This window comes from Brevibacillus sp. FW301-21C12A, assembly GCF_058788915.1.
The window spans coordinates 134247-146118 of record NZ_JBYTBG010000005.1 but is presented as its reverse complement, the minus strand read 5'-3'; the positions used below and the strand labels follow the sequence as shown (position 1 = coordinate 146118).

Annotated in this window: 14 protein-coding genes; all 14 read right to left on the bottom strand. The window is 54.2% G+C overall.

The window, feature by feature from the left end; all coding sequences use genetic code 11:
* Nucleotides 1-204 precede the first annotated feature (204 nt).
* The 14 genes from AC3WQH_RS05585 to bioF all read right to left on the bottom strand — a co-directional run bounded on the left by AC3WQH_RS05585 (nucleotide 205) and on the right by bioF (nucleotide 11864).
* Complete coding sequence (locus AC3WQH_RS05585; protein ID WP_007786048.1) at nucleotides 205-603, bottom strand: F0F1 ATP synthase subunit epsilon; 399 nt, start codon at nucleotides 601-603, stop codon at nucleotides 205-207.
* A gap of 27 nt (nucleotides 604-630) precedes the next feature.
* Entirely contained in the window at nucleotides 631-2040 is a 1410-nt protein-coding gene (gene atpD / locus AC3WQH_RS05580) for a F0F1 ATP synthase subunit beta (RefSeq protein WP_005831762.1), read from the bottom strand.
* A 49-nt stretch (nucleotides 2041-2089) separates the two neighbouring features.
* Entirely contained in the window at nucleotides 2090-2953 is an 864-nt protein-coding gene (gene atpG, locus AC3WQH_RS05575) for an ATP synthase F1 subunit gamma (protein ID WP_327953483.1), read from the bottom strand.
* A 74-nt stretch (nucleotides 2954-3027) separates the two neighbouring features.
* On the bottom strand, nucleotides 3028-4539 hold the full coding sequence (gene atpA, locus AC3WQH_RS05570; protein ID WP_005831758.1) for a F0F1 ATP synthase subunit alpha: 1512 nt from the start codon (nucleotides 4537-4539) through the stop codon (nucleotides 3028-3030).
* Between the two features lie 41 nt (nucleotides 4540-4580).
* The gene (locus AC3WQH_RS05565) at nucleotides 4581-5108 is read right to left on the bottom strand and encodes a F0F1 ATP synthase subunit delta (protein WP_005831756.1); all 528 of its coding nucleotides are present in this window, start codon (nucleotides 5106-5108) and stop codon (nucleotides 4581-4583) included.
* Entirely contained in the window at nucleotides 5105-5608 is a 504-nt protein-coding gene (atpF, locus tag AC3WQH_RS05560) for a F0F1 ATP synthase subunit B (protein ID WP_005831754.1), read from the bottom strand. Before atpF ends, AC3WQH_RS05565 begins: the two co-directional genes overlap by 4 nt.
* A gap of 187 nt (nucleotides 5609-5795) precedes the next feature.
* The gene (gene atpE / locus AC3WQH_RS05555; RefSeq protein WP_005831752.1) at nucleotides 5796-6017 is read right to left on the bottom strand and encodes a F0F1 ATP synthase subunit C; all 222 of its coding nucleotides are present in this window, start codon (nucleotides 6015-6017) and stop codon (nucleotides 5796-5798) included.
* Between the two features lie 57 nt (nucleotides 6018-6074).
* The gene (gene atpB / locus AC3WQH_RS05550; protein ID WP_007786053.1) at nucleotides 6075-6890 is read right to left on the bottom strand and encodes a F0F1 ATP synthase subunit A; all 816 of its coding nucleotides are present in this window, start codon (nucleotides 6888-6890) and stop codon (nucleotides 6075-6077) included.
* A 67-nt stretch (nucleotides 6891-6957) separates the two neighbouring features.
* Complete coding sequence (locus AC3WQH_RS05545; RefSeq protein ID WP_007786055.1) at nucleotides 6958-7326, bottom strand: ATP synthase subunit I; 369 nt, start codon at nucleotides 7324-7326, stop codon at nucleotides 6958-6960.
* A gap of 11 nt (nucleotides 7327-7337) precedes the next feature.
* Nucleotides 7338-7547 (bottom strand): AtpZ/AtpI family protein, encoded by a 210-nt coding sequence (locus AC3WQH_RS05540; RefSeq protein ID WP_005827760.1) that lies wholly within the window; start codon nucleotides 7545-7547, stop codon nucleotides 7338-7340.
* A 137-nt stretch (nucleotides 7548-7684) separates the two neighbouring features.
* Nucleotides 7685-8875, bottom strand: coding sequence for an acetyl-CoA C-acetyltransferase (locus AC3WQH_RS05535; protein WP_005827763.1), 1191 nt, complete (start codon nucleotides 8873-8875; stop codon nucleotides 7685-7687).
* Between the two features lie 265 nt (nucleotides 8876-9140).
* Nucleotides 9141-9965, bottom strand: a complete 825-nt coding sequence (gene bioC, locus AC3WQH_RS05530) for a malonyl-ACP O-methyltransferase BioC (RefSeq protein ID WP_005827765.1) — start codon at nucleotides 9963-9965, stop codon at nucleotides 9141-9143.
* A complete protein-coding gene (locus AC3WQH_RS05525) occupies nucleotides 9931-10671 on the bottom strand; it encodes an alpha/beta fold hydrolase (RefSeq protein ID WP_005827767.1) in 741 nt (246 codons plus the stop codon). Before AC3WQH_RS05525 ends, bioC begins: the two co-directional genes overlap by 35 nt.
* Complete coding sequence (gene bioF / locus AC3WQH_RS05520) at nucleotides 10668-11864, bottom strand: 8-amino-7-oxononanoate synthase (protein WP_492331935.1); 1197 nt, start codon at nucleotides 11862-11864, stop codon at nucleotides 10668-10670. Before bioF ends, AC3WQH_RS05525 begins: the two co-directional genes overlap by 4 nt.
* Nucleotides 11865-11872 lie beyond the last annotated feature (8 nt).

The following is an 11872-nucleotide window of genomic DNA, read 5'->3' as shown; positions in this document are numbered from 1 at the left end:
CCTTTAATTCCAAAAGCCAGTGCCGCACCTTATGCTGTCGCAACAAAACCACGTCCGGCGGCAGGGCATTAGGTCTATTATACACAGAAACGATAGGCAATTACCAACTGGAAATATCATGCCCCGCAAGCATGTATAACCATACATGCCGTGCAACCGAAAAATCCCCGCAGCCACATGGGCGCGGGGATATCAAGCTTACGCTTACTTCTTTACGTCGAGACGTGCCATCGCACGCTGTAGCGCACGCTCTGCGCGCTGGACGTCGAGTTCGGCATATTTCTCAGCCAAACGCTTTTCGGCACGAGCTTTCGCTGCCTTCGCGCGTTCAACATCGATGTCTCCCGGCAATTCAGCCGTTTCAGCAAGGATGGTTACTTTATCGCCGCGCACTTCCATGAAGCCGCCGCTTACAGCCATCTTTACTTCGTTATCGCCTTCTGTCTTGATCCGAACCGGCGCTATTTTCAGCGGGCTTACCAGCGGCATGTGGTTCGGCAAAATACCGAGATCCCCTTGAACGCCGCGAGCAATGACCATTTCAGCCTGACCGCTGTAGACAACCCGTTCAGGAGTTACGACTTCAACTGTCATCTTACTCACTTACTCGTCTCCCCTTTCCAGGGTGTCTTACGCCATTTTCTTCGCTTTTTCTACCGCTTCTTCAATGGTTCCTACATACAGGAACGCGCCCTCTGGCAGATGGTCGTGCTTGCCTTCGAGGATTTCCTTGAAGCTGCGAACGGTTTCTTTCAATGGTACGTATTGGCCTGGGTTACCAGTAAATTGCTCGGCAACGTGGAAGGACTGGGACAGGAAGCGTTGAATGCGGCGTGCGCGGCCAACGACTTGCTTGTCTTCGTCGCTCAGCTCGTCCATACCAAGGATCGCGATGATATCTTGCAGTTCTTTGTAGCGTTGCAGAATTTTTTGCACGCCACGAGCCACATCGTAGTGTTCTTGACCAACTACTTCAGGAGTCAGAGCACGGGAAGTGGATGCGAGTGGGTCAACCGCAGGGAAGATACCCAACTCAGCGATGGAACGCTCCAGGTTAGTAGTCGCGTCCAAGTGAGCAAACGTAGTCGCAGGAGCCGGGTCAGTATAGTCATCCGCTGGTACGTAGATCGCTTGAATGGACGTTACAGAACCTTTTTTGGTGGAGGTAATGCGCTCTTGCAACTGACCCATTTCGGTAGCCAGTGTTGGCTGGTAACCTACCGCAGATGGCATACGGCCCAAGAGAGCGGAAACCTCGGAACCCGCTTGAGTAAAGCGGAAGATGTTGTCGATAAACAGAAGAACGTCGCGGCCTTCTTCATCACGGAAGTACTCCGCCATTGTCAGACCAGTCAACGCTACGCGCAGACGCGCACCAGGCGGTTCGTTCATCTGACCGAATACCATCGCGGTTTTCGGCAGAACGCCTGCGTCTTTCATCTCGTGGTACAGGTCGTTACCTTCACGGGTACGCTCCCCTACACCAGCGAATACGGAAATACCACCGTGCTCTTGCGCGATGTTGTTAATCAGCTCTTGAATGGTAACGGTTTTACCTACACCCGCACCACCAAACAGACCGATCTTACCACCCTTGATGTACGGAGCCAAGAGGTCAATTACTTTGATCCCTGTTTCCAGGATTTCAACAGTAGTTGCTTGGTCTACGAACTCAGGAGCTTTGCGGTGAATTGGGTCGCGACGATCTACTTGGCCGAGGTCTTGCAGGTCAATCGGCTCTCCCAATACGTTGAATACGCGTCCAAGGGTTACCGCACCCACTGGAACGGAGATAGGCGCACCTGTGTCAACGGCTTCCATACCGCGAACCAAACCGTCGGTAGAAGACATCGCAACAGTACGAACCAGGTTGTCACCCAGGTGAGTCGCAACCTCAACTGTCAAGTCGATGTCGCGCTCGCCAGCGCTTTGTGCTTTATGTTGAATCTTGATCGCATTGTAAATGGCAGGCAGGTGTCCACGGTCGAACTCGACGTCAACAACTGGACCCATTACCTGAACCACGCGTCCATTCGCCATCTTACTTCTTCCCTCCTGTAAAGCTAAATTGGGAGCTATTCGCTGCCACTTACGCTTGTGCGTTTGCACCTGCAACGATCTCGGAAATCTCTTGCGTAATCGCTGCCTGACGGGCACGGTTGTAGATCAACGTGTAACGGTTAATCATATCTGTTGCGTTGTCTGTCGCGTTGCCCATTGCAGTCATACGGGAACCTTCTTCGGAAGCCTTCGCTTCCAGAAGCGCACTGTACACCAGTGTTTCCGCGTATTTTGGCAACAGATCAGCCAGAACTTCTTCCGAGGACGGCTCATACTCGTAATTGATTGTGCGCACATCGTTGCTCTCGGGAGCTTCCAGTGGCAGCAATTGTTTTACGGTAGGTATTTGCGAAATTGCACTTTGGAACTTGTTGTAGCACAGGTACAGCTCGTCGATTTGCTCGTTCGCGAACATCTGGACGGCCGCACCGGCAATTTTCTTGATATCAGCAAAGGCCGGGCTGGCTGGCAGACCCGTTACTTCTTCCAAAAGCGGATAGTTCCGTTTGCTGAAGAAGTCGCGCCCTTTGCGTCCGATTACAAAAATGCCGTACTCGTCCTTGGACTTGTGTTTTTCGCTGATGGTGGTAACCACTTTGCGAAGCATGTTGGCGTTGTATCCGCCAGCAAGTCCACGGTCCGAAGTGATGACAATGTAACCAGTCTTTTTCACCGGACGTTTTTGCAGCATCGGATGCTTGGAACCAGATGTTCCGCTCGCAATGCCCGCAATCACTTCCTGGATCTTGTCAGCGTAAGGACGTGCTGCCTCAGCCTTCTCCTGGTTGCGGCGGAGCTTCGCAGCCGCCACCATTTTCATCGCTTTCGTGATTTGGCGCGTATTTTTGGTACTTTTAATACTGCGTCGAATCTCACGTATTCCTTTTGCCACTCGTTTTCACCACCTTGAGAACGCATGCCCGGGCTATTGGCCCGGCATGCATCTGATGTCTATCAGGTTAACGATTAGCGAGTTACCGAAAAGCCTTTTTTGAACTCTTCGATCGCTGCGTTCAGTTCTTTTTCATCTGGGAGGTCTTTCGTAGTGCGGATGTGCTCCAACAGATGTGGTTTGTTGGAATCCAGGAAAGACAGCAGCTCTTTCTCAAAGCGGCGTACATCTGCTACTGGAATGTCATCCAGGTAGCCGCGAGTCGCGCTGTAGATGGAAGCAACTTGCTTCTCAACTGGCATTGGATCGAACTGGCCTTGCTTCATGATTTCCATCAAGCGCTCACCGCGGGTCAGACGAGCCTGGGTAGCTTTGTCCAGATCGGAACCGAACTGAGCAAACGCTGCAAGCTCACGGTATTGAGCCAACTCAAGCTTGAGCGGACCTGCTACCTTTTTCATCGCCTTGATTTGCGCGGAACCACCTACACGGGATACGGAAAGACCAGTGTTAACCGCTGGACGTTGACCTGCGTTGAACAAGTCTGTCTCCAGGAAGATCTGACCGTCCGTGATGGAGATCACGTTGGTTGGAATGTACGCGGAAATGTCACCCGCTTGGGTTTCGATGAACGGCAGAGCAGTAATGGAACCTGCGCCCAGGTCATCAGACAGTTTCGCAGCGCGCTCCAGCAAGCGGGAGTGCAAGTAGAATACGTCACCAGGATACGCTTCGCGGCCTGGAGGACGACGGAGCAACAGGGACATTTCGCGGTATGCAGCAGCCTGTTTGGACAGGTCATCGTATACGCACAGAACGTGTCCGCCTTTGTACATGAAGTACTCAGCCATAGTAACACCAGCATAAGGAGCCAGATACAGCATTGGCGCTGGGTCGGAAGCTGTAGCGGAAACGACGATGGTGTAATCCAGAGCGCCTGCTTTACGCAGGGTTTCTACGATGTTCGCAACGGTCGATTGCTTTTGACCGATCGCTACGTAGATACAAATCATGTCTTTGCCTTTTTGGTTGATGATCGTGTCGAGCGCCACTGCTGTTTTACCAGTTTGGCGGTCACCAATAATCAACTCACGCTGTCCGCGGCCAATCGGGATCATCGCGTCAATCGCTTTGATACCTGTTTGCAGCGGCTCGTGTACGGATTTACGCGCCATTACGCCAGGAGCTGGGCTCTCGATCGGGCGGTAGCCGTCGTTTGCGATAGGGCCTTGACCATCGATTGGTTGACCCAGCGGGTTTACTACGCGGCCGAGCAGCGCTTCCCCTACTGGAACTTCCATAACGCGGCCGGTACGTTTTACGGTATCGCCTTCCTTAATGTCGCGGAAAGGTCCCATAATAACGACACCCACGTTGTCTTCTTCCAAGTTGAGTACCATACCCATTACGCCATTTTGGAACTCGAGGAGCTCCCCTTGCATGGCCTTTTCCAAACCGTGAACGCGGGCAATACCGTCACCTACCTGGATGACTGTGCCTACATCTACAACTTCGATTTCAGATTTAAAATTAGCGATCCGCTCTTTGATGAGGGAGCTAATTTCCTCTGGTCTGATTGCACTCACTTAATTCACCCCATTCATCCAACTTCTTAAAAGACCGAGCTTTACGCTTTTTGCGCAAAGGTTTCCAGCTTCGTTTTCAGGCTGCCATCGTACAGACGGTCGCCGATTTTGATAATAATGCCGCCGAGAATCGAAGGGTCTACGACCGTTGTCATCCGCAGCTTTTTATTTACCGTTTGTCCGAACTTGTCAGCGAGCTCCGCCTGTTCTTGTTCAGAAAGCGGCTTTGCGCTTGTGACGACAGCATCTGCATAGCCACGCGCTTCGTTTGCCAATTGTACAAAGGAGCTGTAGATGTCCGACAGTTGAACTTCCCGTCCGTTGTCAATCAGGACGTTCAGGAAGTTGAAGCTCTCTTCCCCTACATGGCTTTTGAACAACTCTTCAACCAGTTTGCCCTTTGCATCTGCCGCGATGTGCGGGTGCTGTATGATCTTTTTCAGATCTTCGTTGCCTTCCACAGCCTGCACGATCGCACCAAGGTCAGCTTCCACCTGATCGATCTTGCCACGCTCGCTCGCTACTTCAAAGAGAGCGCGAGCATAACGTTTTCCTACTGCGCTACTCATAGGCGATCTCCTACTTGAGCGAGGAATTTGTCAACAGTAGACTTTTGCGCTGCTTCGTCCAGTTCTTTTTCGATAATCTTGGAAGCCAAGAGAACGGAAAGACCTGTCATTTGCTCGCGCAGTTCGAGTTTTGCTTTTTCTACTTCACGTGCCAGCTCAGCGCTTGCGTCCGCTTTCATACGCTCGGATGCAGCTTGAGCTTCTGCCACGATTTTGCTTGCTTCATCAGACGCTTGCTTGGTAGCGCGGTCGATGATGGCTTTGGATTCAGCGCGAGCTTCGTCCAGTACGCGGCGTTGCTCTGCCAAGAGAGCCTCTGCCTCCGCACGGTTGCGCTCAGCCGATGAAATTTGATTTTCGATATGCTGACGACGTTTTTCCATGATGCCAACGATCGGGCCCATGGCAAGTTTACGAACCAGCAAGAGCAACAACAAGAACACAATTGCTTGGGTTAAAAGCGTTCCCCACTCCAGGGACACCGCTCCAAAGTCGAGCATTCGTTTCACTCCTTCCTGCGAAAAGAAAGATGTATCATCACGGTATGAACCGCTCTTTGCCAAAAAACTGGCTTCACGTTTGCGGCGAAGCTTCAAACTTCTTGTCGAATGAAAGCATAGGCCTCCACTCGCTCAAAAATAGAGGCGGGTATCAAGCGCCCGCCTATTGTTACCAATTGCTCGCTGACTACATACGACCGAAGAGAATGAAACCGATCGCTACAGCGATGATCGGAACCGCCTCTACCAGACCGAGACCCAGGAACATGAGACCCATGAGGTTACCACGTGCTTCTGGTTGACGAGCTACACCTTCAATTGTACGGGAGATTACCAGGGAGTTACCGATTGCTGCGCCAAGAGCAGCGAGACCAAATACGATACCAATTGCAAGAGCCAAACCTTCCATTGTTTAAAAACCTCCTTAGTGTTGTGAAAAGCGAATATAAAATCGGGGAAATGCTGATTAGTGATCTTCATTCACTTGCTGAGACAGGTAAACCATCGCCAGCGTAGTGAAAATGAATGCCTGTACGGAGCCGACAAACACGGAGTAGCCCAGCCACAGGAACAGCGGAATGCTTCCGAAGATCCCTACACCCAAGAGGAAGGCGATCAAAACCTCACCCGCAAAGATGTTACCGAATAGACGCAAAGGCAGCGTCAGCGGCTTGATGATGAACTCCTCCAGAATGTGAATCGGATTCAGGAATGTATGTTTCAACCATCCACCGAAGCTCTTCTTGATGCCCAAGTAGTGAGCGTACAGCAACACGATGAACGCGAGAGCGAAAGTTACGCTCGGAGTTGCGGTTGGCGATTTCCACCAGCCGATGACAACACCGTGTGAATGCGGATCGGTTGAGTTCAGCTCTTCCTCAAGCTTAGCCAACTTTTGCTGCTTCGCCTCTTCGCTCGTAGAAGCCGTCAACATGTCTTTAACCTTTTCGCTTACTTGATGGTCAGGACTGTTGTGGTGAGCTGTATTTACGTTAAATACGAGACCCAGTTGGTTTCCCAGGAAGATGTAGAGGAACAAAGTCAGCGCCAGCGAGACAAAACCCGCAGCCTTTTTCGGTGAGATATAGCTTTTTGTAATACCGGTTACGAAGTCTACAATCCATTCCATCACGTTTTGCGCGCCGCTTGGAGTAGCGGAGGTCAGGTTGCGAGTCATCCCGATACAGAGCAAAAGCACCACCAGAGAGGTTACCAAAATCATGAGAATAGTGGAGATGTCAAATACCATGCCCAACCATTCAAATCGCAGAGAATAATGCATGTATTTCACCCCTTTCTTCCGCGCGAGTATATTGCTTAGCGTGCATGTGTAAAAAGAATTCTACTATCTATTTAAAGGAGCGATACACAAAAAGGAAGCTGAGAATCTGAAAGAGGAACAAGCCGATCAACACTCCGGCCAGTCCGAACAAATGAGGGAAGCGCATAGTTAAAAAGACAGCAAAGCCTGCCACGACCAATCGTTGCAGCATACCTGTCCCTTTGGGCCGCACGCCTGGATCAACAGCCATCTGGCCAATTCGCCAAGTTTTGCTGAAGAGGACCGTGCCATTCACTAGACTGCCAGCCATCCCGAGCAGGAGGCTTTGCAAAAAGAAACGATAGGATGGCAACAGCGCCCAGAGTATCGCGGCGATTGCCATACAGAAAAAGGCATAGCGAAACGTGTATCGCATTGCCGAAGAAAACGTTTGCATGTCCCATCTCCCTAGAGGTAACCGCGAATGATGCGGTAGACGCTGTACACGCCTATTCCTAATCCCGCGAGCAGTCCAACCATCAAAAACAACGGATTGGTAGCGAAAAGGCCATCCAGGTATTTTCCCAGAAAGACTCCCGCAACCACGCAAACGGCCATATCGACACCAATCAGAGTGACCAACGTGATGGCTCGCCAAGGATTATCAATTTTCGACACGGAACAACATTCTCCTTTCATACATAAGGAGAGGGCTGGTGTCAAGTGCCCCTTTGCCCTCATCCATATTAACGAAGAATTATTCCCTTTGTCAACGTTCGTCTTGTTCTGTACACAAAGCGTTCACAATTGAAAATCTACATTTTTTCAACAATCGTCGAAACCCCTTGTCCGCCGCCGATACACAAGGTTGCTAAACCATATTTTGCCCCTTCGCGCTTTTGCAATTCGTGAACAAGTGTCACTAAAATTCTCGCCCCGCTTGCGCCAATTGGATGACCTAGCGCGATCGCTCCCCCGTTAACGTTCAGCTTTTCGCGGTCGATGCCGAGCGCTTTGCCCACAGACAGCGACTGGACGGCAAAAGCTTCGTTCGCTTCGATCAGATCCATGTCGGACAATGACAGTCCTGCCTTCTCCAAAACGCGCTTGGTCGCGGGAACAGGCCCGTAGCCCATGATGCTCGGATCGACCCCTGCGCTGGCGTTGGCCACGATGCGCGCGAGCGGCTTGACGCCCAGTTCTTCCGCTTTTTCCCTGGTCATAATCAACAGGGCCGCCGCGCCGTCATTAATGCCGGATGCGTTGCCCGCTGTCACGGTTCCGTCCTTTTTAAAGGCTGGCTTCAGCTTGGCGAGCATCTCTGCTGTCACGCCGGCACGCGGAAACTCGTCGACGGAAAACAGCACCGGATCGCCTTTGCGCTGCGGAATCGGAACGGGCACGATCTCGTCCTGAAAACGGCCGCTTTCCAGAGCCTTCTGGGCTTTTTGCTGGCTCCACGCCGCAAACTCGTCCTGTTCTTCCCGTCCGATCTCGTATTTGGCGCACAGATTTTCAGCCGTGATTCCCATGTGGTAGTCGTTGAATGCGCACCAAAGACCATCGCGGATCATCGTGTCGACCACCTTCTGGTCACCCATGCGGTACCCGGAGCGCGCTCCCTCCAGCAAGTAAGGGGCCTGACTCATGTTTTCCATGCCTCCTGCCAGCACGACCTCGGCGTCTTCGCTCAAAATCGCCTGCACAGCCAAATGAACGGCTTTCAGTCCTGAGCCGCATACTTTGTTAATCGTCAAGGATGGCACCTCGTGCGCCAAGCCTGCTTGAATGGCAGCCTGACGAGCAGGGTTTTGTCCCAGACCTGCGGACAGCACGTTCCCCATAATCACTTCATCGACTGCATCCTTGGACACACCTGCGCGCTCCAAAGCTGCTTCGAGGACGATTCCGCCCAGCTTTGTCGCGCTGATTCCAGCAAGCGTGCCCTGAAAGCTGCCGATAGCCGTGCGCACTGCGCTTGCGATAACGATTTCCTTTTGACCCATCTTCCATACACTCCTCGAATGAACAGGATAGCCAACCTTCTTAAAATTCCATATTTTTGTACGGATTCCTGCTAAGAAATCGTTTTCACGGCAGAAAAAGCGTCTTGCCTCCGGAAACGCTGCAAAAAGCGGAAGACGTTTTTTCTATACGCGTACGGGCGTGCTCGTGATCGTGCTACTCAAGCGCACGATCACGCTTTGGCAATCTGGGCGGCTACCCGTTTGGTGGCGATTGGACTGCCTTGGCAGTGCCGATGCGGCCCGCTTACGGACGCGGCTGGCGAACCCCGCTGATGTAGAGCAGATCGTAGGTAACCCGCACGCCATGCTCTCCGCCGTACGTCCTCTCGTAATAGTCCATCATCGCCAGCAGCAGCCTCCTTCGGCCCAGTCCCGCACTCTTGTCCTCGCTCGCATTGGCGCCTACTGCCTTGACCGCGTGCAAAAAGTCCGAAACGCCCGGATAGGCCAGCACCACCTTTTGCGTCGTTGCCCGCAGGGAACTCATTCCCGCCGCCTCCAGCATGGACAGCCACTGCTCCGCCGATAGAAACGACAGACCGTGCCGTACCCCTTTTTCGCCCAGACTGGCGTGGGCATGGGCAAACGAATCGTGCAGTTCGCAAAAGGTGTCCGGCCCGAAGGTGGAAAAATAGAGCGGAGCGTTTGGCGCAAGCAAGCGGCACAAGCCACGGATGGTCTGCTCGGGACGAAAAAACCACTGGAAGCAGGCTCCTGATACAATCAAGTCTTTGCACGCCGCCGGCTGCGTCCAGACCCATTCCTCAGCATCGGCCTGGTAAAAGCTTCCTGTCAGGCCGAGACGGGCAAGACTGGCCTGTGCCTGCGCGATCATCCCTGCTGCGAGGTCAATCGCCTCGTAATCGGCATGGGGGTACTGGCTCCGAATCAGACGGGTCAGCCCCCCTGTGCCGCAGCCAACCTCGAGGATGCTGGCGACCGCGTCCCGGGGAATAGCCGTCTGAACCATTGCGCTCAGTCGATTCGCCATCTCCTTTTGCACGATGGCGTACTGCTCATAGGAGGCTGCCTTGTTACTGAACCGATGCTTGACCGTGTTTCTGTGCAATCTGCTTCACCATCCTCGTTACCGCTGTCCCGACCACGTCCGGGTAAAAAATGTGGGGCGCGTGGCCGCAGTCTTGCAGCCGCACAAACTCAGCAGCCGGCAGCGCGCCTGCCAGCTCCTCGCCCGCTGCCAGCGGACAGATGAGGTCATCTGTTCCGTGAATGACGACGGCAGGACAGGAGAGTGACGCCGCTTTATGCCGACAGTCCTCGCTTGCCAGGTAGTCGAGACCCGCGAGCAGCGCTTGCTGGCTCCACTGCGCCCCGGCTGTTCCCGTATCCACCCGGTTTTGCCCGCGTTCTTTTGCCGTCAGCATCTGCTCCGCGAACTGGGCCATGATCCGCTCGCGGTCTTTTGGCAAAAGGCGTTTCATCCGTTGCAGCACGGCTGCGCCCCAGCCACGGTCACGCTCTGCCGACTCGCGGACAAAGCGCATTGTCGCACCGACGAGAACCAGTCCTGCTACGGGCCGCGAAGCAGCCAGCCTGAGCGCCAGCAGCCCGCCCATGGACCATCCGACGACAACCAGCTCTTTTCCGGCGACAGAGCGAGCTGTCTGTTCTACTGCCTCGTAAAACTCTTCCGGACGGGACACGCGCGAAAAGTCCGGTGCCAGGTGCAACGCACAAGGAAGCTGTCGACGGACTTGCTCCCAGCACGAATCCGGCATCCCCCAGCCCGTCAGCCAAAGTATCGCAGGTGTCACAGCGCCTCCCTCCCGTCCAGCTCATCACGAATGGCAGCCAGCTCCTGGACGGCCCACGCTAGCTCATCCGGCGTATGCGTCGCCATCACGGTAAAGCGGATGCGCGCCGTCCCGTCCGGAACGGTGGGCGGACGGATGGCGACAGCGGCAATCCCGCGCTCCAGAAGCTTCTGGCTGAATTGCAGCGCCCGCTCGTTTTCTCCTATCGCCAGCGGGATAATTTGCGTGTCCTCATCTGCTACGGCAAAGCCGCTCGCGCGCAGTTTCTGGCGGAACCAACTCGCGTTTTGCCGGAGAGCTTGCCTTCTCCACGTGTCCGTTTCGATCTGCGTCAAAGCTGCAAGCGTCGAGCCGATGACGGCAGGCGGCAGAGCGGTGGAGTAAATGAGCGAGCGGGCCTTCGAGCGCAGAAGGCGAATCACGGGCTGATCGGCACAGACGTAGGCGCCGTACACCCCAAAAGCTTTGCTGAACGTGCCCATGAGCACATCTACCTGATCGGCCATCCCCAGCTCGTGGCACAAGCCCTGGCCCTGTTCCCCGCGCACTCCCCCTGCATGCGCCTCGTCGACCATGAGCAGGGCGCCGTAGCGCTCGCGCAGCTCGGCCAAAGCAAGCAGCGGAGCCTTGTCGCCATCCATGGAAAACACGCTGTCCGTCACGATCCATTTTCGTCTCGCTCCCTGATGCTTTTGCAGCAAAAACTCCAGATGCTCCAGATCGTTGTGCCGATACCGGACGTGCTCGGCACGGCTCAGGATGATGCCGTCGACGATGCTGGCGTGGTTCAGCCGATCGCTAAAAACGACATCGCCCCGGCCTGCCAGTGCCGCGATCACTCCCGTATTCGCCTGATAGCCGTTGGCAAACACGAGCGCTCCTTCGCGCTGCTTCCACTCGGCCAGGCGCCGCTCCAGTTCGTCGTACAGCGGGTAGTTGCCGAGCACGAGGCGGGAAGCAGTGCCGCCTGCGCCCCATTTTCTCGCAGCCTTTTCGCCCGCTTCCACGATTCGCTCTTCATGAGCAAGCCCCAGATAGTTGTTGGCGGACAAATTCAGCAGCTTTTTCCCGCAAACCCGAATCCATGCGCCGCCTGCTTCGGCTATCGGTTCAACCGTCTGCCACGTTCTGTCCAGCGACTGCTCCCGCATCCGGCTCCACTCCGCCTCCAGCCATTCGTACTTGCGTTTCATGTGCCACA